Consider the following 25015-nt stretch of genomic DNA (forward strand, 5'->3'; position numbering starts at 1 on the left):
TCGTCCCGGACATGCCGGGACGATTCGGGTCAGGACATCTGGCAAGATGTCCGGCGAAAGGCTTACTCGCCGGGAGCCACTTCGTCGCTTGAGGCGGCCGGAGCGGCTTCGCGCTCGGGGCGCGGGCCATTCGGGCGGCGGCGCCGCCGCGGAAAGCGCTCGCCACCACCACCTTCGAAGCCGGCCTGGCCGGGCGCGCCACCGCTCACCTGCGGCTGCGGGCCGGTGATGAAGGAAGGCAAACGATCGACGCTGACGGCGTCGGCGACGACGGGCTGAGGCTGGTTCAGCGGTAGCGGTTGCGGCTGGGGCTGATATTGCGGCTGCGGACGATGGTCGCGTTCGCGATGCTCGCGCGGCTGCTGGTTGTCGCGCTGATAAGCATGGTTGTCGCGGGGCTGATGATCACGCGGCTGATGATCGCGCGGGCCGTCGCGGTCGCGGGTGAAGGGCGGCGGTGGCGGCTGTGGGACAAAACCCGGTTCCTGGCCGAAATTCGAGAAATTCTCGCCGTCGTCCTCGCCGTCGTCACCGCTGTTGTTGCTGATGGGCTCGTCGCCGCGCGGTTGCTGGTTCTGCCGGAACTGTTCCTGAGCCGTCGCGATCAGACGAAAATAATGCTCGGCATGCTGGTAGTAGTTCTCGGCCGCAACGGGGTCTCCGGATGAGCGCGCGTCGCGCGCGAGCTGGAGATACTTTTCAGCAATATGCGAAGCCGTGCCGCGGATCTTGATGTCAGGTCCGTTGGACTCGTAGACCCGGGTCATCGGGTTCTGGCCGCGCCGGTTATTATTGTTGTTATTGTTATTATTATTGTTGCGGTTGCGCATCCGCTGCTTGTTCTGACCGTTTCTCATGTCCTGCCTTTAATTCCAGCCCTAAAGGTTGCACGCATTACTGATTGCCGAGAGTGACCTGATGACAGCGGTTCACATCGCTTGCGCGCAACCGCACGCAAGAGCGGATTGATCCCTGCCGATGTTCGTCGACCGTCGCGTTCAACAAAAGACGCGTTCCCCACCGCCAGCATCCATCGCCAGCGAACCCATTCATATCGCCTGCCGAAACAAGCCCTGCTTTGTTGCGTAAGTCTTCAAGCGCAATATCAGGCTTTCGTTCACGTTGCGGTCGGTAAGCAGCGCAGCTCAAATGGCCATCGCGCTCAACAGGACCTGCGGCTTGGAACCATTATCAGTAAGCTCTCGCCCGAGAGCCCGGCTTTCGCCCGTAGGTCTACGGGGCCGGCACCGATGTGTTGATAGGAAGGTAGTCGTTCCCAAGGGATATTCCAAGAGGTTTTTTGCAGCCCAATCCGGCTTTTATGGGGGCATTTTCCGGGCCGAAACCGCCCGTGGGATGCCCGCCAGATCGGCCTTGGGCGGCCTGTCCACGACCAACGCGGCAGCCGTCATCAAGGTTTCAATATTTCGGGCCTGGCCCTGTCCGGCCTCGACGATCAGTGCTCCGCCGGGAGCGAGACGTTCAGTCGCCTGCGGGATCAGGGCGCGATAGGCGTCGTAACCGTCATTGCCGCCGTCGAGCGCCAGGTGCGGATCGTGCTCGCGCACCTCGATGCTCAATTTCGGAATTTCGGCCGACGGGATATAGGGCGGATTCGACACGACGAGGTCGAACGGGCCGCGGAGCGCCGCTGCGTAGGAGCAGCCGACGAAGCTGGCGCGGTCGGCGAGGCCAAGAGCCGCGGCGTTGTCTCTGGCGGTCTTGAGCGCGGTCAGACTGAGATCGGTGCCGACGCCGACGGCGCCGGGAATTTCGTGCAGCAGCGCGAGCAGGATGGCGCCGGATCCGGTGCCGATATCGGCGATGCACGGGCGCCGTCCCGAATTCGTAAGCCCATGAAAGATCTCGAGCGCCAGTTCGACCACGGTCTCGGTATCCGGCCGCGGGACCAGCGTCGCCTCGGATAGCTGGAACGGCAGGCCCCAGAATTCCCGAGCGCCGAGAATGCGGGCGACGGGCTCATGCGCGAGCCGGCGCTGCGCATACGCTTCCAGCCGCGCAGCCTCTTCAGGCGCGAGTTGTCGGCCCGCCTGCGTCACCATCCCGGTCAGATCAAGCCTCAGCGCAGCTCCGACGAGCAGGCGCGCATCGAGGGCGGGCTGCTCGATGCCGGCCGATTGCAGCCGTGCCGCAAGCACGCGCCGCGCACTCTCGATGCTGTGTCCGGGATCGAAATCTGTCGCCAATGGAACCATCCTGCCTAGCATCGTGGATAGATCGGCTGGCTTGCTTGCGTCAATGAAAAGGAGCGCGTCAGATCGCGCCTCGCAACCAAGGAGGGTCCATGACGCCCTACGACGATCAGAACGTCTTCACAAAGATCCTGCGTGGCGAGATCCCCTGTTTCGAGGTTTTCAGGGACGACCGTAGCCTCGCCTTCCTCGACATCATGCCGCGTTCGCCCGGGCACACGCTGGTCGTTCCCCGGGCGCCGGCACGCGGCATCCTCGACATCGCGGATGACGACCTCGCCGCGGTCGCCCGAACCGCCAAGCGGATCGCGATTGCCGCGATGAAGGCGTTCGACGCCGAGGGCATCATCCTTCAGCAGTTCAGCGAGCCGGCCAGCGGCCAGGTGGTCTTTCACCTGCACATGCACGTCATGCCGGTCAGGGCCGGAATCGAGCTGCTGCCGGCGCAGACGCGCAAGGAGGACACGGCGGTGCTCGCCGCTCACGCCAGGCGAATGATCGCCGCTCTCTAGACGCCGAGATAGCGCTGGAGCAGCTCCGGCTGGGCCTTGAGCTCCCGCGCCGGCCCTTCGTGCACGATATGTCCGTTGTTGATGATGTAGATCCGTGTCGCCAGCGCCAGCGTCGCCGCCAGGTTCTGCTCGACCAGCACGATGGTCTGGCCGGCGGCGGCGAGCTCGCGGCAGGCCTTGACCAGATCGTGGACGATGACGGGCGCGAGTCCCTCGAACGGCTCGTCCAGCAGCACGATCTTGGGATCACGCACGAGCGCCCGTGCGATCGCGAGCATCTGCTGTTCGCCCCCGGATAGCTCGGTGCCGCGGTTGTTGCGCCGCTGCTTCAGCCGCGGAAACATCTCGTAGATGCGATCGAGCGGCCAGCGTTTCGGCGCGGTGATGCCGGCGAGGACGATGTTTTCCTCCACCGACAGGCTGCCGAAAATGCGGCGTTCCTCGTGCACGAGCTGCATGCCGGCCTGCGCGATTCTGTGGCTCTTGCGCCCGGCGATATCGATGCCGTCGAATTTCACGCTGCCGCTACGCGGCGTCACGACGCCCATAAGGCTCTTCAGCGTGGTGCTCTTGCCGGCGCCGTTGCGTCCGAGCAGCGCCACCACCTCGTGACGCTCGACATGCATGGCGACGTCGAACAGGATGTGGGAGTCCCCGTAATAGCTGTTCAGGCCGTTGACCTCGATCAGGCTCATGCCGCGATCTCTCCGTGCACGCCACCGAGATAGGCTTCCTGGACGGCGGCGTTGGCCTTGATTTCCTCCGGCGTGCCGGAGACCAGCACCCGGCCTTCCTGGAGCACGGTGACGCGCTCGACCAACTCAAACAGCGAATCCATGTCGTGGTCGATGATGATCATGGTACGGCCGCGCGCGATCGACTTGAGCAGCTTGACGGTCTCGAGACGCTCTCGCGGGCTCATGCCGGCGAGCGGCTCGTCAAGCAGCAACAGGCGCGGCGACGTGGCGAGCGCAAGCCCGATTTCCAGCCTGCGCTTCTCGCCATAGGCGAGCTCGGACACGGGCGTGTCGGCACGACGGGTCAGGTTCACCAAAGCGAGCGTGTGCGCCACCTGCTCCGTCAGGCCCTTGACGCCGCCGAGCGTGCGGAACAGGTCGAGCCGGAATTTTCCGCGCAGTTCGGCAAGGGCTGCGATCGTCAGGTTCTCCCGCACCGTCAACCCGGTGAAGAGCTGGTTGACCTGGTAGCTTTTGGTCAGTCCGAGCTGGCAAACCTCGGTGACCTTCAATCCCGTGATGTCGCGGCCCTCGAACACGATCTGGCCGGAGCTCGGCGCGATCTCGCAGGTCAGCATCTTGAAAAAGGTTGATTTGCCGGCGCCGTTGGGGCCGATGATCCCGCGCAGCTCGCCCCGATTGACGCTGAAATCGATGTCGCTGTTGGCAACGAGGCCGCCATAGCGCTTGGTCAGGCCGGTGGCTTTCAGGATCGGCCCGGAATAGGCGGGGTGCTCGACCTCCTTGGCCTGCATCGGCGCCGGTGGAGGTTGCAGCCTGGTCTCGGTGTCAGCGGCGTCCTGCTCCATCTCCGCATCCGCCTGCTTTCGCTTTCCCGAGACGAGGCGGTAGAGATCGGCAAGGCCGCCGATGATGCCGCCGCGCAGGAAGCAGACCAGCAGCACGAACACGACACCCAGCACCAACTTCCAGGCTGCGCCGAGGCCCAGTGCGGACTGCAGGAAGTCCTGAAGGAACAGCCAAACGGTTGCGCCGACCAGCGGTCCGAACAGCGTGCCCCTGCCGCCGATGGCCGTCTGCATCACGAGCTGGCCCGAGGTGTCGAAGGTGAAGGCGTCGGGCGGCATGAAGGCCTGGAGCACGCCGAGCAGTCCGCCGGCGAAGCCCGCGTAAGCGGCTGCGATCACGAAGGCGGTCAGCTTGTAGCCATGGATGTTGTGGCCGACCGCCGTGGCGCGCAGCGGATTGTCGCGGATCGCACTCAGAACCGCGCCGACCGGCGAGCGCACGATCCTGAGGGCGATGACGACGCCGACGAAATAGCACAGCGCGATGAACTGATAGAGCGACCAGCCATTGGTGAAGTGGATGGAGGTGAAGCCGAGATTGAAGCTCGGCGTCGGCACGCCGGGCAGGCCGTTTTCGCCGCCGGTGAAATCGGAAAGTGGATTGAATTCGACGAAGAAGAACACTTCCGCGATTGCCACGGTGATCATCGCGAAATAGATGCCGGTGCGGCGCAATGCGATCAGGCCGATCAGGTAGCCGGTCGCTGCGGCCGCGATCATGCCGATGATCAGCGCGCCCAGCACGTTGCCGAAGCCCGCGCGGGTCAGCAGGTAGGCGGCGACGAAGCCGCCGGTGCCGTAGAAGGCGGACTGGCCGAACGAGAGCAGGCCGGTGAAGCCGAACAGGATGTCGAAGCCGAGCCCGAACAGGCCCCAGACCAGGATCCTGTTCACGGTGTTCGGCGCGAAGCCGAGATGAGGCAGCACGAAGGGGGCTGCGATCAAGCCGATCGCAGTCAGGGCTTCGATCAGGAAGGGGCGTTGCTTGAGCATCAGGTGATCGCTTACTCGCGGCCCTGGACGCCGAGCAGGCCATGCGGTCGTACCACGAGTACGAGCGTCATCGCCGCAAACAGCATCACATAGGCATAGCCGGGGTTGAACATGGAGGTGACGCTGATGATCTCGCCGGCGATCAGGCCGCCGAGAATTGCGCCGGGGAACGAACCGACGCCACCGATCACCACCACCACGAAAGTCTGGACCAGGATGTCGTCACCGATGCCCGGTGTCAGCGACACCACCGGCGCGTTGACGATGCCGGCAAAGCCGGCGGCCATTGCGCCGATGCCGAAGACCACCATGAAGACGCGATAGACATTGATGCCAAGCGAATCCACCATCATCGAATCCTCGATGCCGGCGCGCACAATCATGCCCAGCCGGGTCCGGTAGAGCACGATGAACAATGCGCCGAGGGCGATCGCGACGATGCCGACGACGGCGAGGCGGTAGGTCGGATAGAACATGAAGCCGAGATTGGTGATGCCCTGGAATAGCGCCGGCGGCGGCACCAGCTGCGACTGGCTCGAGAAGATCAGGCGCACGAGCTCGACGAAACAGATGCCGAGCCCGAAGGTCACGAGCAGCTGATCCTCGTGCGGACGATGATAGAAATGACGGATGATGACGCGTTCCATGAGAACGCCGAGCAGCATCACGAACAGGGAGCCCGCGATCACGGCAAGGATGAACGACTCCGTGTACTGATAGGCGACGAAGCCGGCATAGCCGCCGATCATGAACATCGCGCCGTGTGCGAGGTTGAGCACGCCGAGCGTGCCGTAGATGATGGTCAGGCCGGAGCTGATCAGCGCGAGCAGGGCGCCGAGCGCGAGCCCGTTGAAAAGCTGTGAAACGAGGTTGGGCCAACTTATCATGCGACAATCGCTGTTGTGGCGCGCGATGTTGCGCGTCAGAAAAAGGCGACGCCGCGGGACCGGAGTGCAGTCCGCGGCGTCACAGGGGTTGGCGAGGTCTCAGCTGTAGTCGCCGAGATGGCAGCCGAAGGCGTCGGGCTTCTGCATCAGGCCTTCACCCGGGACGATCTCGACGACGTCGTACCAGTCTTCCTTGTTCTTCATGTCCTTCTGCTGCTTGCCCTTGACGATGATCACCGGGCGGACGCATTGGTGATCCTCCGGGCGGTAATGGACGTCGCCGACCAGGGAGGGGATCGTCTCGCCCTTCTCGTAGGTCTTGATCACGTCAGGCGGACTGAAGCTGCCGGCCTGCTCGCACATGTGCGCCCAATGCGCGAAGCTGACATAGGCGTTCTCGGCGCCCCATTCGGGCTTGTAGCCGTACTTCTTCTCGAACGCTTCGTTGAACATTTTCGCCAGCGGGAACTTGTCCTCGATGGTCCACCAATAGTCGGTGGCGGCGTAGACGCCCTGCATCAGGCCCCCGGTCTCGCGCGCGATGAAAGGCACCTGGTACGGCACGACCAGCTTCATCTTGTCGAGCACGCCAAACTGCTTGGCCTGTTGTGTCGACAGTACCGCGTCGTGGCCCCAATTGACGTTGATCAGCACGTCGGCGCCGGAGTTGGCGACGTTCAGCAGGTATGAGGAATAGTCGGGGGCGCCGAGCGGGGCGACCTGGTTGGTCACGGTGGTCCAGCCGGCGGTCGCCAGGAAGTCCTGCATCGATTTGGTAACGGTGTGGCCGTAGGTGTAGTCGGGCGTCAGATACGCCGCCTTCTTGCCCTTGCCGAACTCACGTACCATCACCGGGCCGATCGCTGCGGCCGCAGTCTGGCCGTAGAAGTTCTGGCGAAAGCCGTAGCGGACGCAATCCTTGCCGGTGGTGTCGTTCGAGCCGGAAATGCCGCATACGAAAATCACATGTTCGCGCTGGGCGAGCTTGTTCAGCGCCACCGCAACGGCGCTCGACGTGCCGCCGGTGATCATGATCGCCTTGTTCTCGCTGATGAAGCGCTGCTGCGCCTGCACTGCCTCGTTCGGCTTGGCCGCGGAATCGGCGACGCCGAACTTCAGCTCCTTGCCGAGCACGCCCTTGCTGGTCTTGGGCGAGATCTTCTTGATCAGCTCGTGGCCTTCATTGATGTGCTCGATCGCGAGCTGGTAGCCCTTGAGCTCGTCTTCACCCTGCACGGCATAGGTGCCGGTGCGCGGCACCGAGATGCCGATGAAGGCGGTGGAGCCCGAGACCCCTGCGGGGTAGGAGCCGATCGCCGGCTTGTCCTCGGCAAACGCCGGCATCCCCGGCAGAACCGCGCCACCGATGAGGCCCGCGGTGGTCTGAAGCAGGCCACGGCGCGAAAGGCCGCGGCGGATGAGATTGTCAGTCATGATCGTTTCCTCCTAACGTCGTTCTTGTTTGCAGGCAAAGCACGACCTGTCCGACGGCAGCCGGCCTCGAAGGCCTGTCCGCGCCGGGCACGTCACATCCGCGTGTAGCTCTTGGGCGCAAGCATTGCTTGTGAACGCCTTCTGTCAATTTCGTCTTTGGTCGAACGCCGAAAATTATCTCGTGAAAACATATCGCATCACGATATATATTAGCCTTTGTGAGTACGAGGCTGGCGGGTTCGGCGAGAGAAATGGCGCGGCAGACGACAGTGGCGGGTACCCGAAAGCGACGGTCGTGGCCGCAAGGTGCGGAGCGGCAGGAGGCGGCGTGGCCGGAAGAGGTGAGCGGGCAGCGGGCGACACCGCAGTCCGGCGATGCCTCGCGCATGCCCGATCCGCGCAACGGGCCGGCCGGCCGGCGCGGGCCCGCCGTCGGCCCCGTTCAGGCGAAGCGCGCGCCCGGTCCGATGCAGAAGCTGAGCGTGCGCGCCCAGAACGTCCTCAAGGAACTCGCGGTCGAGCTCACTGCCGAGCAACCGCCGAAGGGGAATTGGTCGCCCTCGCGCGAATTGCTGCTTGCGCTGACGGCCGAACGCCTCGCGACCGCGCGCAATTGCGGTCCTCACACGATGAGGGAAATCATCGACTGGGCGCAGGGCTGTGGCGTGACGATCAAGCCGGTGATCCCGCCCGGCGGCTCGCTGTCGCAGATGTGGGCCGAGTTGATTAGCAATGCATCCGCGGGTGCCTTGACCAGCGCCGAGATTGCCGGCGCGCTGCAGCGCTCGATCCGGCGAAAGAGCGTCCGTATCCCGATCGCGTTCCAGGTCATCCTGGTGAAGATCCTGCTGTCCAGCTTCGAATAGGTGGCGATATTTGTGTGTCCGGGGCGCCGGTCGGTTGGTTCGGCTTGGCCTTCCTTGCTAGTCTCGGTGAGGCCGCCCGTTGCACCGGCTGGCTCGACGTCGCAGGCAGGGAATGGCCCCATCGAAGCGGAAGACGACACGCCCGGCGCGTGCTGTGCCCACAAAGGGTGGCGCGATGCGCGAGGCCGACTACGGGGCGCTTGCGCAGTTTCGCTATCAGCTCCGAACTTTCCTGGCCTTCAGCGAAGCCGCGGCCCAGAGCGCCGGCTTGACGCCGCAGCAGCACCAGGCGCTGCTGGCGATCAAGGGATTGGCCGCCCCTGACGGCGCCAGCGTCGGCGACATCGCGCGCTTCCTGCTGATCCGGCACCACACCGCGGTGGAGCTGGTGGATCGCATGGCGAAACTGAAGCTGATTGGCCGGGAAGCCGACCCCGATGATGCGCGGCGCGTCCTGGTCAAGCTGACAGCGAAGGGCGAGCGGAAGCTGCGATCCCTCTCGCGCATCCATCTGGACGAGCTCAGCGCCGCCGCGCCCGGTTTGGGCAAGATCCTGCGAGCGTTTCGAGCCAAGAGATGCTGAGGACACGCTGAAGAAAGCGCGAAGCCGCGAGCTCTACGCCGCCGCGCCCTGAGCGGCGAGCTGCGCGGCCTGGTGCTCGGTGGTCAGCGCGTCGGTCAGTTCGCCCAGCGCTTCGCCCGCCATCACCTGCGGCAGCTTATAGAGCGTCAAATTGATGCGGTGATCGGTGACGCGTCCTTGCGGGAAACTATAAGTGCGGATGCGCTCGCTGCGGTCGCCGGAGCCGACCTTCTCCTTGCGCTCGGCCGAGCGCGCCGCGTCGAGGCGTTGCTGCTCGGCGTCGTAGATGCGCGAGCGCAGGATGTTCATGGCGGAAGCGCGATTCTTGTGCTGCGAGCGGCTATCCTGCATCATCACCACGATGCCGGTCGGGATGTGGGTGATGCGGATCGCCGATTCGGTCTTGTTGACGTGCTGGCCGCCGGCGCCTCCGGCGCGCATCGTCTCGATACGCAAATCATCGTTCCGGATCTCGACGTCGACCTCCTCCACCTCGGGCATCACGGCGACGGTGGCGGCAGATGTGTGGATGCGCCCCTGCGTCTCGGTGTCCGGCACGCGCTGCACCCGGTGCACGCCGGACTCGAACTTCAGCTTAGAGAACGCGCCGCGGCCCTGCACCTCGGCGATGATTTCCTTGTAGCCGCCGACGCTGCCTTCGCTGGCCGAGATCACCTCGACCTTCCAGCCCTGCAGGGCCGCGAAGCGCTCGTACATCCGGAACAGGTCGCCGGCAAACAGCGAAGCCTCGTCGCCGCCGGTGCCGGCGCGGATTTCCAGCACCACGTTGCGATCGTCCATGGCGTCCTTCGGCAGCAGCGCGACGCGGATCTTCTGGACCAACTCCTCGATCTTCGGCGTCAGCTCGCCGCGCTCGGCTTCCGCCATGGCGCGCATCTCGGCATCGGTCGCGGGATCGGCGATCAGCGCCTCGGTGTCGGCGAGCTCCTTGAGGGCCGAACGATAGGTCTTGACCGCTTCGATCAATGGCGTGAGCTCGGCGAGCTCACGCGTGATCTGCACATAGCGTTCGGAGGCGAGCTGACCGAGCGATTCGGCCTCGAGTGAGGCGTGATGCGCGAGCAGGACGTCCAGTTTGGCTTCGGGGAGTGACGACATCGGTTCGGTCTCAAATGCGGAAAAGGGCGAGGCGGCAGGAGGGGGCGACAGGCCCGCTACAAGGCCAGGCCTTCGGCCTCGGCAAATTCCGTCAGCTTCTGCCGGATCGAGACGCTGCCGGCGGGCGCGTCCAGCAACGGCCCGAGCATCGCCTCGGCCTTCTTGGCGTCGAGATCGAGCACCATGGCCTTGACCGGGCCGAGCGCGGTGGCCGAGAGCGACAGCGAGCGATAGCCCATCCCGATCAGCGCCAGCGCGCCGATCGGTTTCGACGCCATCTCGCCGCAGAGCGACAGCGATTTGTTCGCGGCTTGCGTCTTGCGTGCGATGTCGCGAAGCGCGCGCAGGATCGGCGCCGACATGGTGTCGAAGCGCTCCGAGACTTTCGCGTTGCCGCGGTCGACCGCGAACAGGAACTGGAACAGATCGTTGGAGCCGACCGAGATGAAGTCGACCTTCTTCAGGAGCTCGTCGAGCTGATAAAGCAGCGCCGGCACCTCGACCATGGTGCCGATGTCGATCCGCTCCGGCAGCGTGTGGCCGTGCTGGCGCAGATAGGTCAGTTCGCGTTCGACAAGCGCCTTCGCAGAATCGAATTCACCCACCTCCGAGATCATCGGGAACATGATGCGCAGCGCGCGGCCGCCGCCGGCGCGCAGCAGTGCGCGGATCTGGCCGCGCAACAGGCCGGGACGGTCGAGCCCGAGCCGGATCGCGCGCCATCCGAGCGCGGGGTTCTCCTCGATTACCGCCTCCATATAAGGCAGCGCCTTGTCGCCGCCGATGTCGAGGGTGCGGAAGGTGACGGGCTTGGTGCCGGCGGCATCCAGCACGGTGCGATAGAGCGCGAGCTGGTCGCTGGTGCGCGGCAGGCTCTGGCCGACCATGAATTGCAGCTCGGTGCGGAACAGGCCGATGCCGGCGCTGCCGGTGTCTTCGATGTGCGGCAAGTCGATCGCGAGACCCGCATTGATCATCAGCTCGACCTTCTGGCCGTCCTTGGTGACGCAGGGCCGGTCGCGCAGCGCCAGATACTGCGCCTGGCGGCGGGCCCGGAAGCGCACGCGCTCGGCGAAGGCCGCTTCGACCTCCTGCGATGGGCGCACATAGATCATGCCGGAGGTGCCGTCGACGATGACGGCGTCGCCGGGATCGGCGATACCAGGCGCGTTCGGGACTTCGCCGACCGCGGGAATGCCGAGCGCGCGCGCCACGATCGAGACGTGGGAATTGGCGGTGCCTTCCTCCAATATGATGCCGCGCAGGCGCTTGCGGTCATAGTCGAGCAGCGCCGCCGGGCCCATCGCGCGCGCGATGACGATGGCGTTGTCGGGCAATTGTTCGCGTGACGGCGCGTGATCCTGGCCGACCAGCTGTCGCATCAGGCGATAGCCGAGATCCTCGAGATCATGCAGCCGGTCGCGCAAATAGGGATCTGTCGAGCGCAGCATGCGCGCGCGGGTGTCGGATTGCACACGCTCGACGGCGGCTTCCGCCGTGAGGCCGGTGGCGACCGCCTCGTGCAGCTTGTGCGACCAGCCCTGGTCGTTGGCGAACATGCGGTAGGCTTCCAGCACCTCGCGATGCTCGCCGCCCTCGGCGACGTCGCCGCGCTCCAGCATGCGGTCGAGATCGGCGCGCAGCTTGGCGAGCGCGGTGTCGAGCCGCTTGATCTCCTTCGGCAGGTCCTCGGCGATGTAGTCCTTGATGACCACCCGCGGCTCGTGCAGCACGACATGGCCGAGTGCGATGCCTTCCGACAGGATGGCGCCGACCTTCTGCGCCGAATGGCGCGCCGCGGGCTCATGGCCCGGCTGGGCCAGCGCAGACAGCTCGCCGGAGGCGATCAGCTCCGCCAGCACCATCGCGGTGGTCTGAAGCGCCTCGAGCTCCTCCTCGACATAGTTGCGCTTGGCGCGGTTCTGCACCACCAGCACGCCGAGCGTGTTGCCGGCGCGCAGGATCGGCACGCCGAGGAAGGAGTGGTAGATCTCTTCGCCGGTCTCCGGGCGGAACGAGAAGGCCGGATGGCTCTGCGCATCGCTCAGGTTGAGAGGCGTTGCCTCGCTCGCGACCAGGCCGACAAGGCCCTCATGGGCGCTGAGCACGGTGTGGTGCACCGCCTCGCGGTTGAGGCCTTCGGTGGCATAGAGCTCGAGCGTGTTGTCGACGCGCAGCACATAGACCGAGCACACCTCGGCCACCATGTTGGCGGCGATCAGCACCACGATCTTGTCCAGCCGCTCCTGGGCCGAGACCTGCTCCGCCATGGTTTCGCGGAGCCGTCTCAACAAGACGCGGGGACCTCCCGACGCGCTCCGCATGAACCGTCAATCTCCTCCGTCTGCCGGGGCCGAAAGGACCCGCGGCGGCTCGCCCAGAAATCCAGAAAAACAACAAATTTGCTCGTCCGGCGCCAGCCCCGGCGGTTGCCTGGGCCGAATCAGCACCGCCTCAACTGGGGCACAGTTTCTGGCAGCCCACCCAGTTCGCCGTATAGCGAATTGGGGCTTGTTTTGCCAAGCAAAACGCCTGCCAAACGCGAAAGTGTGGACACCTTCGCGTTTGCTGCGACCGCTAAGAGAAAATTAGCCTAAGCCTGATCGAGACCGTAGAGCGTGTGCAGGGTGCGCACCGCAAGCTCGGTATAGGCGGTGTCGATCAGAACCGAGAATTTGATCTCGGAGGTTGTAATGGCCCGGATGTTGATATTCCGTCCTGCGAGGGCCGAGAACGCCTGGGCGGCAACGCCGGCATGGCTGCGCATGCCGCTGCCGATCACCGAGATCTTGGCGACATCGGTAGCCGTGTCGAGCCGGGCATAATTGATCTGGCCCTTGGCCGCGGTAATCGTCTCCTTGGCCCTGGTGTAGTCGGCGGCCGGGACCGTGAAGGTGAGGTCGGTGGTCTTCCCGTCCTCGGAGACGTTCTGCACGATCATGTCGACGTTGATGTTGGCATTGGCGAGCGGGCCGAAGATCGACGCCGCCACGCCGGGCTTGTCCTCGATCTGGCGTACCGAGATCTGGGCCTCGTCCTTCGAAAAGGCGATGCCGGTGACGACGTGGCTTTCCATGATCTCCTCCTCGCTGCAGATCAGCGTGCCGGGCGGCTGGTTGGCATGCGGGTCGATATCCTCGGGCTTTTCGAAGCTCGAGCGGACGAAAATTGGCATGTTGTGGACCATGCCGAGTTCCACCGAGCGGACCTGGAGCACCTTGGCGCCCTGGGAGGCCAGCTCCAGCATGTCTTCAAATGCGATCTTGTCGAGCCGGCGCGCCTTCGGCACGATTCGCGGATCGGTGGTGTAGACACCGTCGACGTCGGTGTAGATGTCGCAGCGGTCCGCCTTCACGGCGGCGGCGATCGCCACGGCCGAGGTATCGGAGCCGCCGCGGCCGAGCGTGGTGATGCGGTTAGTCTCGGGGTTGATGCCCTGGAAGCCGGCGATCACGGCGACTTCCTTGCGCTCCCTGAAGCGCTTGATGATCTCGCTGCCGTCGATGCCCTCGATCCGGGCCGAAGCATGGGCGTCGCTGGTCGTGATCGGGATCTGCCAGCCCTGCCAGGAGCGGGCCTGGATACCCATGCCCTGAAGCACGATGGCAAGCAGGCCGGACGTCACCTGTTCGCCCGAGGCGACCACGGCGTCGTATTCGCGCGCGTCGTGCATCGGCGAGGCCTCGGTGCACCAGGCCACCAGCTCGTTGGTTTTACCGGACATCGCCGAGACGACCACGGCCACTTCATGGCCGGCGTCGACCTCACGCTTCACATGGCGTGCGACGTTGCGGATACGTTCGATGTTGGCGACGGACGTGCCGCCGAATTTCATCACGAGGCGGCTCATGACGACGCGTGCATTCCTTCATAAGGATCAGTATGGTGGCCCGCACTGGACGGGCCTCGCGGACACCGACCGCGCGTATACATAGCGGCGGGGCCGGGGGCAAGCGGGTTCCTGCGGGGCAGGGTGCGGGGTAGTGGGTTAACCGAGATCATGGCGCGCTATATCGACGAGATCCTGCAGCCTGGCGAGAAGGTGCTGTATTCGACCAATGCGCACTGGATCTTCTATTTTCCGGCGATCCTGGCCTGGATCGTGGCGCTGGTCCTGTTCGTCCTGTCCCGGCAAACCACCGTCGAGGGGCTCGTCATGCTCTGTCTGGTTGCGGCCGGCCTGGTCGCTCTGGCGGCGCTGTACTGGACTGTGAAGGGCTGGTTCCATCGCTTTACCACCGAGACCGACGTGACCAATTTGCGGGTCGTGCACAAGACCGGCTTCATCAAGCGCCGCACCTTCGAGATGGCGCTGGACAAGGTCGAGAGCGTCGATGTCGATCAGACCATTCTTGGACGAATTCTCAACTACGGCGACGTGACGATTCGCGGCGTCGGCGAGGGGATCGAGACGATCAAGACCATCGCCTCGCCGCTCGCCTTCCGTAGTTCGATCACCACGCGGTAGGACCGCGCGTAACCATGAGCATGCAGCAAGATACTCCCGTAACCGCAAGCACCTCGCCGGGCTCGACCGTCGATGCCGCCGAGATCGCGAAATTCTCAAAGCTCTCGGTCGAGTGGTGGGATCCCAACGGCAAGATGGCACCGCTGCACCGGATCAACCCGCTGCGGCTCGGGTATATCCGCGATGCCGCCTGCCGCAAGTTCGAGCGCAACGCGCGCAGCCTCAACTGCCTCGGCGGTCTGCGCGTGCTCGACATCGGCTGTGGCGCCGGCCTGCTCTGCGAGCCGTTGTCGCGCCTGGGTGCGCAGGTCATCGGCGTCGATCCGTCGGTCAGCAACATCGCGGCCGCCAAGCTGCATGCCGACAAGGCGCACCTCGCGATCGACTATCGCTGCACCACGGTTGAGGAGATCGACCCGCGCGAGCGCTTCGACATCGTTCTGGCGATGGAGGTGGTCGAGCACGTCGTCGACGTCGGCGTTTTCCTGAAGCGCTGCGCCGCGATGCTGAAGCCGAACGGCCTGATGGTGGTCTCGACGCTGAACAGGAACTGGAAGAGCTTTGCGCTTGCCATCGTCGGCGCTGAATATGTCCTGCGCTGGCTGCCGCGCGGCACCCACGAGTGGAACAAGTTCGTCACCCCCGACGAGCTGACGAAATACCTGCTCGACAACCGCCTGGTCATCACCGAGCAGACCGGCGTCGTCTACAGCCCCTTCGCCGACAAATGGACCCTCTCGTCAGACATGGACGTGAACTACATGGTGGTGGCGGAAGGCATGGTGTGAGGCGTTGCCGCTTCCAAACATTCGGCGTCGTCCTGGCGAAAGCCAGGGTTTAGTTAGGCGAAAACTGATAATTACGAGTCTTCGCCAAACCACTCCCTGGGGTAATGGGTCCTGGATCTGCGCTTCGCTTGTCCAGGACGACACCGAATTCGTCAGGCAAGCATCGCACCCATGACATCCGCGTGATTGACCTGCTTGAGCGCGAGCGGCACGTTGACTCAACGTCCTCTCGCTCCCAGCGCAGTCCCACCCATGTTGACCATCGCCAGCCTCTGGATTCCCTTCACCGTCATTGCCGCGCTCGGCCAGGTCGCGCGCAATGCGATGCAGCGGTCGCTGACGAAGCCGCTGGGGACCTGGGGCGCAACCAATATCCGCTTCCTGTTCGGCTTTCCGTTCTCGCTGCTTTTCCTGGCGGTGGTGCTGGTCGCCACCGGCGATCATCTCGATATGCCGCCCGGTGTGTTCTGGCCGTGGCTCCTGCTCGGCGCGCTCAGCCAGATCGTCGCGACCGGCCTGATGCTGCTCGCCATGAACGACCGCTCCTTCGTGGTGACGACGGCCTATTTGAAAACCGAGGCGATCCAGACCGCCATCTTCGGCTTCGTCTTCCTCGGCGATCATCTGACATGGCTGAAGGTGCTTGCGATCGTGATCGCGACAATCGGCGTCGTCATCACCGCGCTGCGGCCCGGCGGCGAGAAGAGCTTTGCCGAATTGAAGCCGACCATCACCGGCCTCGTCGCGGCCGCGGCCTTCGCGCTCTCTGCGGTCGGCTTCCGCGGCGCCATCATCAACGTGCCTGATGTCTCGTTCGTGACTGCGGCATCGTTCACGCTGGTGCTCGGCCTGTTCGTGCAGACGCTGATCCTGACGGTCTATCTGCTCTGGCGGGCGCCAAAAGTGCTTCAGTCGATCCTGAGGCTTTGGAAGCCATCGCTGCTCGCCGGCTTCATGGGCGCCTTCGCCTCGCAGTTCTGGTTCCTGGCGTTCGCGCTGACGGCCGCCGCCAATGTCCGCACCCTCGCTTTGATCGAGGTGCTGTTCGCGCAAGGCGTGGCGTACTATTCGTTCAAGCAGCCGATCGCGCCGCGCGAGATTATTGGCATCGTGCTGATCGTGGTCGGCGTGGCGGTGTTGGTGGGAGTCTAATTCCGATCTTCCGGCAGCGTCGGCAGCGGCGACACCTCGATGCCTTCGTCGATCAGCGACTTGGCCTCGTCGGGCGAGGCCTCGCCATAGATCGGACGGTGCTCCTTGTCGCCGTAATGCATCGCGCGGGCTTCGGTGGCGAATCGCTCGCCGACATTGTCGGCGTTCTTCACGATGTGATCGCGCAGCTCTTTGAGCTTGGCGCGCAGCTCGCGCTCCTGCGCCATCAGCAGCGAGGTCGGTGCGGATTGCGCAGCTTCGGGCGCGGTCATCGTGGCGGTGGGCTCAGGCGGGGGCGTGGCGCGTCCGCGGCCCTTCTTGCCGACGATGCGCGGCGCCATGATCGCCTTGTCGACCTTGGCCGAGCCGCAAATCGGACAGGTCACGAGCTTGCGCTTCACCTGCTGGTCGTACGCGGCCGAGCTCTGGAACCAACTCTCGAAGTCGTGGCTCCGGTCGCAGCGGAGCGCGTAGCGGATCATGCCGATCCCCGCACCAGGTGCAGATGATCCGGCCCCGCCTTGGGGTCGGCGACGCCGAAGCGGCGGCCGTGCTGGAGTGAGGGTATCGCGCGGCGCGCGGTCTCGACCTTGGCCGGATCGATTTTTGCCATGATGATGCCGGGCTCGACATCGCCTTCGGCGAGGATCTCGCCCCAGGGATCGATGATCAGCGAATGGCCATAAGTCTCGCGCTTGTTCTCGTGCAGGCCTGCCTGTGCCGCGGCGAAGATGAAGCAACCGGTCTCGATCGCGCGCGCACGCAACAGCACGTGCCAATGCGCCTCGCCGGTCTTGCGGGTAAAGGCCGAGGGCACCGTGATGAAGTACGCGCCGCTTTCGGCCAGCGCGCGGTAGAGCGCGGGGAAGCGCACGTCATAACAGATCGTCAGGCCGACGCGGCCCCAGGGCAGGTCGGAGATCACGGCCGTCTCGCCCGGCTGGTAATTGGCGGATTCGCGATAGCTCTCGCCGTCAGGCAGCTCGATATCGAACATGTGGATCTTGTCGTAGCTCGCGAGCACATTGCCCTCGGGCCCGATCAGGAACGAGCGGTTGACCGCTTTCTCGTCCGAAAAGCGCAGCGCCAGCGAGCCGACATGGATGTGGATCTTCAGTTCCGCCGCGAGCGCCCGGTACGCCCTCAGCGAGCTGTCGTCGTCTTGGCTCTGGAGGTGCTCGAACAGGGCCTTGCGGTTGAGCTGCATCATGTTGCTGACTTCGGGCGTCTGCACGTAGTCGGCGCCATTGGCTACAGCCTGGCGGATCAGCCTGGTGGCCTGCGCGAGGCTGGGCTCGGGCATCAGGCCGGTGCGCATCTGCACCATAGCCGCCGTGAAGGTCCTGTTGTCGCTCATGACTCCGCCTTGACGCTTTCGAGCATGCCGTCGAGCTTGCCTTCGCGATCGAGCGCGTAGAGCTCGTCGCAGCCCCCGACATGGGCTCCGCCGATCCAGATCTGAGGGAAGGTCGAGCCCTCGCCGGCGCGATCGTACATCTCCTGGCGCCAGGACGGGTTCTTGGCGATATCGAACTCCGTGAACGTCGCCTTCTTGCGGGTCAGCAGCGACTTGGCGGCGGAACAATAGCCGCAGCCCGGCCTCGTGTAGATCTCGACAGCAGCGGTCATCTTGTCTGGCGCTCTCATGTCATGAATTCATTGAATTATATGGGACTTCACCGGCTCTCGACAACCCGGGCAAACACCAGCACGTCCACTTGCGCCGCTTTGGCCCGGAGCAGGGCCCGCGCACACGCATCCAGCGTCGCGCCCGACGTCAGGACGTCGTCGATGAGGACAATGCGCCGACCCTGGACGTCCGCCTGGCGGTCGGGGGATACCTGGAATGCGCCCTGCACATTGGTGGCGCGCTGGGCCCGCGACAGGCCGATCTGCTGCTCGGTCGCGCGTACCCGGCGCAGCACCTCAGCCTTCACTTTCACTCCGCTCTGCCGCTCGATGATCCGCGCCAGCGCCCCGGACTGGTTGTAACGGCGGCGCCAGGCCCTTCGCCAATGCAGGGGAACGGGCACCAGCATGTCAGCCTCGGTGAGCAGTTCGCCGCCCGCGCGCGCCATCCAGCGGCCCATGGCGGGCGCCAAATCCGTGCGATCCTGGTATTTCAGCGCATGCACCAGGGTGCGCGCGACGTCGTCATAACGCACCGCGGCGCGCGCCCGCTGGTAGGCCGGCGGGCTCGCGATCGCCTCCATCGACAGCATGTCGGGCCCGGGATCGTACACAAAAGGAATGCCGAGCCGCGGGCAGTAGGGCCGTTCGATGAACGACAGCCGCGCCCAGCACGCCGCGCACACGCCCTCGCCGTCGACCGGCTCGCGGCAGGACACGCACAGCGTCGGCAGCGCGATGTTGAGTGCAAGCCTTGGCAGATGCGCCATCACACCTCGGCAGGCCTGAAGCGCGCCGCGCAAATGGCTGGAAATGGAGCGTGGTGGTGATGCCTCGGCGTCCATTGGGCAAGGCTAGCGCCGTCCTGCGCCACGCTCAAGTCAATGGGCTGTTCTCGTCCGCGCCCGGCCTACGGCTCTTTCGGCAGCACGGGCCGGAAGAACGATCGCTCATAACGGCGAAAGCAGCGCGTTTGCCTTGCGAACTCGATCGCTTTCTGGACGTCCGGATCTTCGGCGCTGTCCTTCCGATATTGTTCGTACGCCGCGAAGCTCGGGAAGCTGAACATCGCGAGGGCGACGTCGCTGGCGCCTTCCGATGGCAGGAAGTACCCGTGGTGGATGCCGCCGAATCTTGGCACTAGTTCCAGCCACATCCTGCCATAGGCTTCGAATTCGGCGAGCTTGTCCGGGGGGATCTCGTATCGCAGATAACAGGTGATCATCGTTTGACGCTCCGGCGCCGCGGGCCTGGTGCGGATTGCTAGTTTGGAACACGGGGGCCGGTGTCGGCTCCATGAGGCAAGGCTAGCGCCGCGCGCAGTGGATTGCCAGAACCAGCATGATCGGCGTAACCAGCGGCATGGCTCAAGACCCACAAACCCCGCCCGCTTTGTTCGATCGTGCTTTGCTGCGCGCGCGACAGCGCCGCGCGCAGGCGCAAGGTGCCGCGAGCTTCCTGCTGGATCGGGTCGCCGAGGACATCTCCGACCGGCTGGCCGCGGTGATGCGAGAGTTTCACACAGCGGCCGATCTCTGGACGCCCGGCGAGGGTCTCGCGGTGCTGCGCGCGCGATTGCCCTCGATCGAGCGCATTGAGCTCGATGCGTCGGGTGCGGAGAAGCTGCCCTTTGTACCGGAGAGCCTCGATCTCGTGGTCTCGGCGCTGGCGCTGCAATTCGCCAACGATCTGCCGGGTGTGCTCGCGCAGATCCGTCGCGCGCTGAGGCCGGACGGGCTGCTGCTGGCGGCGATGATCGGCGGCGACAGCCTGACCGAGCTGCGCCAGGCCTTTGCCGCCGCGGAGGCCGAATGCGAGGGCGGCGTATCGCCGCGAGTCGCACCGTTCGCCGATCTGCGCGACGTTGGCGCGCTGTTGCAGCGGGCGGGGTTTGCGCTGCCGGTCACCGATGTCGACCGCGTCGTGGTGCGCTACGCCAACGCGTTCGCGCTGATGCAGGATATCAGGCGCATGGGCGCCGCCAATGTGCTGATCGAGCGGCGACGCACGCCGAGCCGGCGATCGACGCTGCTGCGGATGGCTGAAATCTACGCGGAACGCTTTGCCGACGCCGACGGCCGCATCCGTGCGACATTCGACATCATCTGGCTTTCCGGCTGGGCGCCGCATGCGAGCCAGCAGCAGCCGCTCAAGCCTGGATCAGCGAAGGCGAGCCTGGCGGAAGCGGTGAAGAAGGCCGGAGGGACGTAAGCTCTCTCCGCCGTCATGGCCGGCATGCCGTCCGAAGGACGGCGTCGCTTCCGCTCGCCTATGTCCCGGCCATCCACGCCTCTCGGTTCAGCACGAAGATCGTGGATGCCCGGGACAAGCCCGGGCATGACGCCGAGAGTGTGGTGCCCGCTTCGAATTCACATCAACAAATCAATCAAATGCGGGATCAGCGGAATGTCCGCGGGCGGCATGGGATAGTCGCGCAGCTTGTTGGCGCGAACCCAGGCCAGGGCCTGGCCTTCGCGCGGCGTGACCTGTCCCTCCCAGCGCCGGCAAATGAAGAGCGGCATCAGGAGGTGGAAGGTCTCGTAGCCGTAGCTCGCGAACGTCAGCGGCGCCAGACAGGGTTCGGCGACGGTGATGCCGAGCTCCTCGTGGAGTTCGCGGATCAGGCTCTGTTCCGGCCGCTCGCCGGGCTCGCACTTGCCGCCGGGAAATTCCCAAAGGCCGGCCAGCGTCTTGCCCTCGGGGCGCTGCGCGATCAGGACGCGCTTGTCGGCGTCGACCAGCGCGCAAGCCACCACGAGCGTCAGTTTGAGATCAGCCATGCCTGGAATTCCGCTCGCTGAAGGATCATCCGCAACGGTTCGTTAACCCTGTTACGGCCCGTGTTTCCGAGGTCTCCATAAGTCATATTTAATCCACGGTTCCTAGAGTGGAAACGCTGAAACCATTTCGGGCCAGATCCATGCGCGCTGAGTGTCGTACCATCTTCCGTCGGTTCCTTCGCGACCGGCGCGGCAATGTCGCGGTGATCTTCGCAATCTGCTGCGTCCCCCTGATCACGTTCATCGGCACCGCGATCGACTACTCCCGCGCGACGCAGGTCCGGGCCAAGCTTCAGGGCGCGGCTGACGCGGCCAGCGTCGGTGCGCTCGCCAAGGCATCGCCGGGGTTTGCCGCCGCGGGCTCGATGACCACGGACGGCACGATCACGGCCGGCGTCGACGACGCCCAGAAAATCTTCGATGCCAATCGCGCCAACCTGACCGGCTATACGCTCGACAGCGTCACCCCGACCGTCGTCAAGACCGGCTCGACCATCAACTCGACCGTCTCTTTCACCGCCACCATCAACACCATGTTTCTCGGCCTGATCGGCAAGACCACACTGACCATGAGCGGCACGTCGTCGTCGACGGCCAATATGCCGCTCTATGTCGACTTCTATCTCCTGCTGGACAATTCTCCGTCGATGGGCGTCGCAGCGACACCGACCGACATAACGAAATTGCAGGGAAAGACGGGTGGATGTGCATTCGCGTGTCACGACACCACCAAGGCCGCCGGCACAAGCAACTACGACATCGCCAAAGCAAACGGCATCACGACCCGAATTGACGTGGTGCGCCAGGCGAGCGCGAACCTGATGGACACAGCCCAGAACACGCAGACCTATTCGAACCAGTTCAGAATGGCGATCTACGATTTCGGCGCTTCGTCAGCGACGATCGGATTGAGAAATCTGTTCGCGCTGTCGTCGAGCCTGAGCTCCGCCAAGACTGCGGCGGGAAACATCGACCTGATGGCGGTCGCCGGTCAGAATGACTCGTATACTAAAGACAAAGATACTCCCTTCACCACGATTTTTCCCGCGATCAATAGCGCAATCGCCTCGCCGGGAGCCGGCACATCCGCGTCACCGCTGAAATATCTGTTTTTTGTATCCGATGGGGTCGCTGACGAAACCAACTCAGGCACGACGATGTGTAGTGTCTCGTCTTCTTCGTATCCTCTCGCGTCATCGAATCGCTGTCAGTCGCCGATCAATCCGGCGCTCTGCACGGCCATCAAGGACCGCGGTATCAAGATCGCGGTGCTGTACACGACGTATCAACCACCTACCGACACCTGGTACACCACCTGGATCTCGCCCTTTAACCCCGGGCCGTGGGGGCCGTCTCCGAACAGCAAGATCGCGCAGAACATGCAGAGCTGCGCTTCGCCGGGATTCTATTTCGAGGTCAGCCCCACCCAGGGCATTTCGGAAGCGATGAACGCGCTGTTCAAGAAGGCACTCGCGGATGCGCGGATCTCGGGGTGATTTTGATCACCCCGCCCGCTTGCGGGTCAAGCGGACTCACCGCGAGTCCGGCTACGACCTGTAATCCCCGTTGATCGCGACATACTCCTTGGTGAGGTCGCAGGTCAGCACGCGGTCGCGGCCCTTGCCGAGGCCGAGCGAGACCTTGATCGCGATCTCCGGCGCCTTCATCGCTTCCGACACCTGCGCCTCGTCATAGGACGGATCTCGCGCGCCGCTCCTGGCGACGCGGATGCCGTTGAAGGAGATCGAGAGCTTGTCGCGGTCAGCCGGCTCGCCGGCCTTGCCGACCGCCATCACCACGCGGCCCCAATTGGCGTCCTCGCCGGCGATTGCGGTCTTCACCAGCGGCGAGTTCGCGATCGACATCGCGATCTTGCGCGCCGAGGCCTTGGTCTTGGCGCCCTCGACGGTGATCTCGACCAGCTTGCGCGCGCCTTCGCCGTCGCGGGCCACTTGCTCGGAAAGATTGGCGAGCACCTGGTTGAAGGCCTTGACGAAGGCTTTCAGGCGCGGGTCGGTGGCGCGACTGATCTTCGGCGCGCCGTGTTCCGCAGCAGCACCGGTGGCAAAGGCCAGCAGCGTGTCCGAGGTCGAGGTGTCGCCGTCGATCGTGACCGCGTTGAAGGTGTCCTCGACGCCGCTTTTGAGCAGCGCCTGCAGCGCGGCAGGCGCGATCGGTGCGTCGGTGAAGATGAAGGACAGCATCGTCGCCATATCGGGCGCGATCATGCCGGCACCCTTGGCCATGCCATTGATGGTGACCTTGGCTTTGCCGAGCTTCACGGTCGCGGTCGCGACCTTCGGGAAGGTGTCAGTGGTCATGATCGCCTTGGCGGCCGCCAGATAATCGCCGGCCTCGGCGGTTTCCGCGAGCCGACCGAGCACGCCATCGAACTTGCTCGCATCCAGCGGCTCGCCGATCACGCCGGTCGAGGCCAGGAAGATCTCACCCTCGGTGCATCCGACGGCCTTGGCCGCGATCTTCGCGGTCAGTGCCGTGGAGCTGCGGCCGGTCTTGCCGGTGAAGGCATTGGCGTTGCCGGAATTGACCACCAACGCGCGGGCCTTGCCGCCTTTCAGCTTGGCGCGGCACCATTCCACCGGCGCGGAGGGACATTTCGACTTGGTGAAGACGCCTGCGACCGCGGTGCCCTTGTCCATCACCGCCAGCAGCACGTCGGTGCGGTTCTTGTAGCGAATGCCGGCTTCGGCCGTCGCGAGACGGACCCCCGCGATCACGGGCATGTCGGGAACGTGTTTCGGGGCGAGGGGGGAAACGGAGGAGGACATCGGGGCGCCTTGGTGGGATCTGGACATGCAGATGCCCGGCGCGGGGGCCGGGCATCACAAAGGCTTAGATACTCTTCACGTCACCGAAGTGACAGCGAATTCTTACTTCTTCGCCGGGGGCGCCATCTTGCTGTCGGACGGCTTGGCGTCAGCCGGCTTGGCCGCATCGGCCGGCTTGGCGTCCTTTGCCGCATCCGCCGGCTGGTCCAGCCGCTCGACCTTGGCTTCCGCGCGCAGCTTGGCGACGTAATCGGCCTGGGCCTTGCGGGTGACATACTGCTCGATCTGCGCCTTGACCTGCTCGAAGTCCGGCGCCTTGCGGCTGCGCTTTTCCTCGACCTTGATGACGTGCCAGCCGAACTGCGACTTCACGGGGTCGGAGATCTTGCCCGGCTCGAGCGCGAAGGCGACCGCCGAGAATTCCGGCACCATCTGCTCCTTGGTGAAGAAGCCGAGGTCGCCGCCGTCGGCCGAGCCCGGATCCTTGGACTTCTTCTTGGCGAGTTCGGCGAAATCGGCGCCCTTGTCGAGTTCGGCCTTCACCGCCTTGGCCTCGTCCTCGGTCTCGACCAGGATGTGGCGGGCGTGCACTTCCTGCTCGCCGGTGATCTGCTTGGAGGCCTCCTCATAGACCTTCTTCATGGCATCCGGGGTGGTGGCGGCCTTGCCCTCGCCGGCGAGCAGGCTGTCCATCAGCAGGCGGTTGCGGGCGAACGCGAGCCGCTTCTTGAACTCCTCGCCCTCGGCGAGCTTCTTGTCCTCGGCGGCCTTGCCGACGATCTTCATGTCGATCAGGAAGGACAGGACGTTCTCGTCCTTGGTCGCCGGGTCCATCTGGGCGAGGCTCGGCCCGAGTTCCTCTTCGGCCATGGCGACGTCGCTCTTCTTGATTTCCGCGCCATTGACCTTCGCCAGCACCGGATCGTCGGCAGCCCGGCCGGGACCCGCGATCAGCGCCAGCGCAAGGCAGCCCACGAGGGCGGTGGCGAGGCCGAAGCGCAGGCCGGTTCTGGTTACCGGGAACGAGGTGGTCATGGAAAATCCTTTTGTTGAAGCAGGGGGCTGCTCGAGCGGGGCGGACACTCGCCCAATTCAGGGGGCCTTGGCAACGCGAAAAGTCTGTCAAAATGATGAATTAGCCGCAATGCACCCGCCGTTGACAAGGCCCTGACCGGGCCATATCTCTGCCCGGTCGCGTCCATGCGATGGCGTTTATTTTGCTGCGTTTTTGGCCGTTGAACCCAGACTTGCCCAAC

25 protein-coding genes are annotated in these 25015 nt (G+C 64.7%); 8 read left to right on the top strand and 17 right to left on the bottom strand.

Translation table 11 applies throughout. The features are described 5' to 3' along the window. Positions 1 to 62 precede the first annotated feature (62 nt). Together BcanWU425_RS02775 and prmC are read right to left on the bottom strand one after the other, a co-directional pair. Positions 63 to 857 (bottom strand): DUF4167 domain-containing protein, encoded by a 795-nt coding sequence (locus BcanWU425_RS02775; RefSeq protein WP_018452885.1) that lies wholly within the window; start codon positions 855 to 857, stop codon positions 63 to 65. A gap of 462 nt (positions 858 to 1319) precedes the next feature. Next, a complete protein-coding gene (gene prmC, locus BcanWU425_RS02780; protein ID WP_085348402.1) occupies positions 1320 to 2216 on the bottom strand; it encodes a peptide chain release factor N(5)-glutamine methyltransferase in 897 nt (298 codons plus the stop codon). Between the two features lie 89 nt (positions 2217 to 2305). On the opposite strand from prmC, the gene BcanWU425_RS02785 reads away from it, so the two are divergent. After that, positions 2306 to 2725: an HIT family protein gene (locus BcanWU425_RS02785; protein ID WP_204512801.1), complete on the top strand. Its 420-nt coding sequence runs from the start codon at positions 2306 to 2308 to the stop codon at positions 2723 to 2725. Here BcanWU425_RS02785 and BcanWU425_RS02790 read toward each other — a convergent pair. From BcanWU425_RS02790 to BcanWU425_RS02805, 4 genes are all read right to left on the bottom strand, one after another. Further along, entirely contained in the window at positions 2722 to 3420 is a 699-nt protein-coding gene (locus BcanWU425_RS02790; RefSeq protein WP_018452888.1) for an ABC transporter ATP-binding protein, read from the bottom strand. The two genes, BcanWU425_RS02785 and BcanWU425_RS02790, sit on opposite strands and share 4 nt — an antisense overlap. Then, positions 3417 to 5264 (bottom strand): branched-chain amino acid ABC transporter ATP-binding protein/permease, encoded by a 1848-nt coding sequence (locus tag BcanWU425_RS02795; protein ID WP_204512800.1) that lies wholly within the window; start codon positions 5262 to 5264, stop codon positions 3417 to 3419. Before BcanWU425_RS02795 ends, BcanWU425_RS02790 begins: the two co-directional genes overlap by 4 nt. Positions 5265 to 5275: 11 nt before the next feature. Continuing rightward, the gene (locus BcanWU425_RS02800; RefSeq protein WP_231189749.1) at positions 5276 to 6151 is read right to left on the bottom strand and encodes a branched-chain amino acid ABC transporter permease; all 876 of its coding nucleotides are present in this window, start codon (positions 6149 to 6151) and stop codon (positions 5276 to 5278) included. A gap of 99 nt (positions 6152 to 6250) precedes the next feature. Further along, entirely contained in the window at positions 6251 to 7585 is a 1335-nt protein-coding gene (locus BcanWU425_RS02805) for a substrate-binding protein (protein ID WP_018452891.1), read from the bottom strand. A gap of 269 nt (positions 7586 to 7854) precedes the next feature. Between BcanWU425_RS02805 and BcanWU425_RS02810 the strand changes: the two genes are divergently transcribed. Both BcanWU425_RS02810 and BcanWU425_RS02815 read left to right on the top strand, forming a co-directional pair. Beyond that, positions 7855 to 8451: a hypothetical protein gene (locus BcanWU425_RS02810; protein ID WP_231189752.1), complete on the top strand. Its 597-nt coding sequence runs from the start codon at positions 7855 to 7857 to the stop codon at positions 8449 to 8451. 112 nt (positions 8452 to 8563) lie between these two features. Then, positions 8564 to 9034 (top strand): MarR family winged helix-turn-helix transcriptional regulator, encoded by a 471-nt coding sequence (locus BcanWU425_RS02815; protein ID WP_085348399.1) that lies wholly within the window; start codon positions 8564 to 8566, stop codon positions 9032 to 9034. 33 nt (positions 9035 to 9067) lie between these two features. Here the strand turns inward: BcanWU425_RS02815 and prfA are convergent, their stop codons facing one another. The 3 genes from prfA to BcanWU425_RS02830 form a co-directional block, all read right to left on the bottom strand. Further along, positions 9068 to 10153 carry a peptide chain release factor 1 gene (gene prfA / locus BcanWU425_RS02820; protein ID WP_204512798.1) on the bottom strand — a complete coding sequence of 362 codons (1086 nt, stop codon included), beginning with the start codon at positions 10151 to 10153 and terminating at the stop codon, positions 9068 to 9070. Positions 10154 to 10209: 56 nt separating this feature from the next. Next, positions 10210 to 12477: a phosphoenolpyruvate--protein phosphotransferase gene (ptsP, locus tag BcanWU425_RS02825; protein ID WP_026232414.1), complete on the bottom strand. Its 2268-nt coding sequence runs from the start codon at positions 12475 to 12477 to the stop codon at positions 10210 to 10212. A 269-nt stretch (positions 12478 to 12746) separates the two neighbouring features. Beyond that, positions 12747 to 14003 carry an aspartate kinase gene (locus tag BcanWU425_RS02830; protein ID WP_204512797.1) on the bottom strand — a complete coding sequence of 419 codons (1257 nt, stop codon included), beginning with the start codon at positions 14001 to 14003 and terminating at the stop codon, positions 12747 to 12749. Between the two features lie 150 nt (positions 14004 to 14153). Between BcanWU425_RS02830 and BcanWU425_RS02835 the strand changes: the two genes are divergently transcribed. From BcanWU425_RS02835 to BcanWU425_RS02845, 3 genes are all read left to right on the top strand, one after another. Beyond that, a complete protein-coding gene (locus tag BcanWU425_RS02835) occupies positions 14154 to 14621 on the top strand; it encodes a PH domain-containing protein (protein ID WP_018452897.1) in 468 nt (155 codons plus the stop codon). Between the two features lie 14 nt (positions 14622 to 14635). After that, a complete protein-coding gene (ubiG, locus tag BcanWU425_RS02840) occupies positions 14636 to 15409 on the top strand; it encodes a bifunctional 2-polyprenyl-6-hydroxyphenol methylase/3-demethylubiquinol 3-O-methyltransferase UbiG (RefSeq protein ID WP_204512796.1) in 774 nt (257 codons plus the stop codon). A 252-nt stretch (positions 15410 to 15661) separates the two neighbouring features. After that, complete coding sequence (locus BcanWU425_RS02845) at positions 15662 to 16561, top strand: EamA family transporter (RefSeq protein ID WP_018452899.1); 900 nt, start codon at positions 15662 to 15664, stop codon at positions 16559 to 16561. Here BcanWU425_RS02845 and BcanWU425_RS02850 read toward each other — a convergent pair. The 5 genes from BcanWU425_RS02850 to BcanWU425_RS02870 form a co-directional block, all read right to left on the bottom strand. Further along, positions 16558 to 17043, bottom strand: a complete 486-nt coding sequence (locus BcanWU425_RS02850; RefSeq protein WP_018452900.1) for a DUF1178 family protein — start codon at positions 17041 to 17043, stop codon at positions 16558 to 16560. The genes BcanWU425_RS02845 and BcanWU425_RS02850 overlap by 4 nt on opposite strands. After that, positions 17040 to 17918 carry a carbon-nitrogen hydrolase family protein gene (locus BcanWU425_RS02855; RefSeq protein WP_018452901.1) on the bottom strand — a complete coding sequence of 293 codons (879 nt, stop codon included), beginning with the start codon at positions 17916 to 17918 and terminating at the stop codon, positions 17040 to 17042. Before BcanWU425_RS02855 ends, BcanWU425_RS02850 begins: the two co-directional genes overlap by 4 nt. Continuing rightward, positions 17915 to 18190: a glutaredoxin 3 gene (grxC, locus tag BcanWU425_RS02860; protein ID WP_018452902.1), complete on the bottom strand. Its 276-nt coding sequence runs from the start codon at positions 18188 to 18190 to the stop codon at positions 17915 to 17917. Before grxC ends, BcanWU425_RS02855 begins: the two co-directional genes overlap by 4 nt. A 47-nt stretch (positions 18191 to 18237) precedes the next feature. Further along, a complete protein-coding gene (locus BcanWU425_RS02865; protein ID WP_204512795.1) occupies positions 18238 to 19035 on the bottom strand; it encodes a ComF family protein in 798 nt (265 codons plus the stop codon). A 65-nt stretch (positions 19036 to 19100) separates the two neighbouring features. Then, positions 19101 to 19415 carry an NIPSNAP family protein gene (locus tag BcanWU425_RS02870; protein WP_007599187.1) on the bottom strand — a complete coding sequence of 105 codons (315 nt, stop codon included), beginning with the start codon at positions 19413 to 19415 and terminating at the stop codon, positions 19101 to 19103. 116 nt (positions 19416 to 19531) lie between these two features. Between BcanWU425_RS02870 and BcanWU425_RS02875 the strand changes: the two genes are divergently transcribed. Next, on the top strand, positions 19532 to 20401 hold the full coding sequence (locus BcanWU425_RS02875; RefSeq protein ID WP_085357817.1) for a methyltransferase domain-containing protein: 870 nt from the start codon (positions 19532 to 19534) through the stop codon (positions 20399 to 20401). Between the two features lie 158 nt (positions 20402 to 20559). Here the strand turns inward: BcanWU425_RS02875 and BcanWU425_RS02880 are convergent, their stop codons facing one another. Continuing rightward, positions 20560 to 20970, bottom strand: a complete 411-nt coding sequence (locus BcanWU425_RS02880; RefSeq protein ID WP_085348366.1) for a (deoxy)nucleoside triphosphate pyrophosphohydrolase — start codon at positions 20968 to 20970, stop codon at positions 20560 to 20562. Between the two features lie 140 nt (positions 20971 to 21110). On the opposite strand from BcanWU425_RS02880, the gene BcanWU425_RS02885 reads away from it, so the two are divergent. Next, complete coding sequence (locus tag BcanWU425_RS02885; protein WP_085357815.1) at positions 21111 to 22466, top strand: TadE/TadG family type IV pilus assembly protein; 1356 nt, start codon at positions 21111 to 21113, stop codon at positions 22464 to 22466. A gap of 51 nt (positions 22467 to 22517) precedes the next feature. Here the strand turns inward: BcanWU425_RS02885 and argJ are convergent, their stop codons facing one another. Next, complete coding sequence (argJ, locus tag BcanWU425_RS02890) at positions 22518 to 23759, bottom strand: bifunctional glutamate N-acetyltransferase/amino-acid acetyltransferase ArgJ (RefSeq protein ID WP_204512794.1); 1242 nt, start codon at positions 23757 to 23759, stop codon at positions 22518 to 22520. A 102-nt stretch (positions 23760 to 23861) separates the two neighbouring features. Continuing rightward, the gene (locus tag BcanWU425_RS02895; RefSeq protein ID WP_018452911.1) at positions 23862 to 24794 is read right to left on the bottom strand and encodes a peptidylprolyl isomerase; all 933 of its coding nucleotides are present in this window, start codon (positions 24792 to 24794) and stop codon (positions 23862 to 23864) included. Positions 24795 to 25015: the final 221 nt, after the last annotated feature.

The organism is Bradyrhizobium sp. WU425 (genome assembly GCF_021052305.1).
GTDB lineage: Bacteria > Pseudomonadota > Alphaproteobacteria > Rhizobiales > Xanthobacteraceae > Bradyrhizobium > Bradyrhizobium canariense_D.

What these genes read in the sequence shown, in the direction of transcription:
- argJ (WP_204512794.1), bottom strand. Translation starts at nt 23,759, where the DNA reads ATGTCCTCCTCCGTTTCCCCCCTCGCCCCGAAACACGTTCCCGACATG.
- prmC (WP_085348402.1), bottom strand. Translation starts at nt 2,216, where the DNA reads ATGGTTCCATTGGCGACAGATTTCGATCCCGGACACAGCATCGAGAGT.
- prfA (WP_204512798.1), bottom strand. Translation starts at nt 10,153, where the DNA reads ATGTCGTCACTCCCCGAAGCCAAACTGGACGTCCTGCTCGCGCATCAC.
- BcanWU425_RS02880 (WP_085348366.1), bottom strand. Translation starts at nt 20,970, where the DNA reads ATGGCTGATCTCAAACTGACGCTCGTGGTGGCTTGCGCGCTGGTCGAC.
- BcanWU425_RS02815 (WP_085348399.1), top strand. Translation starts at nt 8,564, where the DNA reads ATGGCCCCATCGAAGCGGAAGACGACACGCCCGGCGCGTGCTGTGCCC.
- BcanWU425_RS02875 (WP_085357817.1), top strand. Translation starts at nt 19,532, where the DNA reads ATGATCGGCGTAACCAGCGGCATGGCTCAAGACCCACAAACCCCGCCC.
- BcanWU425_RS02785 (WP_204512801.1), top strand. Translation starts at nt 2,306, where the DNA reads ATGACGCCCTACGACGATCAGAACGTCTTCACAAAGATCCTGCGTGGC.
- BcanWU425_RS02805 (WP_018452891.1), bottom strand. Translation starts at nt 7,585, where the DNA reads ATGACTGACAATCTCATCCGCCGCGGCCTTTCGCGCCGTGGCCTGCTT.
- ptsP (WP_026232414.1), bottom strand. Translation starts at nt 12,477, where the DNA reads ATGCGGAGCGCGTCGGGAGGTCCCCGCGTCTTGTTGAGACGGCTCCGC.
- BcanWU425_RS02865 (WP_204512795.1), bottom strand. Translation starts at nt 19,035, where the DNA reads ATGGACGCCGAGGCATCACCACCACGCTCCATTTCCAGCCATTTGCGC.
- BcanWU425_RS02850 (WP_018452900.1), bottom strand. Translation starts at nt 17,043, where the DNA reads ATGATCCGCTACGCGCTCCGCTGCGACCGGAGCCACGACTTCGAGAGT.
- BcanWU425_RS02775 (WP_018452885.1), bottom strand. Translation starts at nt 857, where the DNA reads ATGAGAAACGGTCAGAACAAGCAGCGGATGCGCAACCGCAACAATAAT.
- BcanWU425_RS02795 (WP_204512800.1), bottom strand. Translation starts at nt 5,264, where the DNA reads ATGCTCAAGCAACGCCCCTTCCTGATCGAAGCCCTGACTGCGATCGGC.
- BcanWU425_RS02800 (WP_231189749.1), bottom strand. Translation starts at nt 6,151, where the DNA reads ATGATAAGTTGGCCCAACCTCGTTTCACAGCTTTTCAACGGGCTCGCG.
- BcanWU425_RS02845 (WP_018452899.1), top strand. Translation starts at nt 15,662, where the DNA reads ATGTTGACCATCGCCAGCCTCTGGATTCCCTTCACCGTCATTGCCGCG.
- BcanWU425_RS02830 (WP_204512797.1), bottom strand. Translation starts at nt 14,003, where the DNA reads ATGAGCCGCCTCGTGATGAAATTCGGCGGCACGTCCGTCGCCAACATC.
- BcanWU425_RS02870 (WP_007599187.1), bottom strand. Translation starts at nt 19,415, where the DNA reads ATGATCACCTGTTATCTGCGATACGAGATCCCCCCGGACAAGCTCGCC.
- BcanWU425_RS02885 (WP_085357815.1), top strand. Translation starts at nt 21,111, where the DNA reads ATGCGCGCTGAGTGTCGTACCATCTTCCGTCGGTTCCTTCGCGACCGG.
- BcanWU425_RS02895 (WP_018452911.1), bottom strand. Translation starts at nt 24,794, where the DNA reads ATGACCACCTCGTTCCCGGTAACCAGAACCGGCCTGCGCTTCGGCCTC.
- BcanWU425_RS02855 (WP_018452901.1), bottom strand. Translation starts at nt 17,918, where the DNA reads ATGAGCGACAACAGGACCTTCACGGCGGCTATGGTGCAGATGCGCACC.
- grxC (WP_018452902.1), bottom strand. Translation starts at nt 18,190, where the DNA reads ATGACCGCTGCTGTCGAGATCTACACGAGGCCGGGCTGCGGCTATTGT.
- BcanWU425_RS02835 (WP_018452897.1), top strand. Translation starts at nt 14,154, where the DNA reads ATGGCGCGCTATATCGACGAGATCCTGCAGCCTGGCGAGAAGGTGCTG.
- ubiG (WP_204512796.1), top strand. Translation starts at nt 14,636, where the DNA reads ATGAGCATGCAGCAAGATACTCCCGTAACCGCAAGCACCTCGCCGGGC.
- BcanWU425_RS02790 (WP_018452888.1), bottom strand. Translation starts at nt 3,420, where the DNA reads ATGAGCCTGATCGAGGTCAACGGCCTGAACAGCTATTACGGGGACTCC.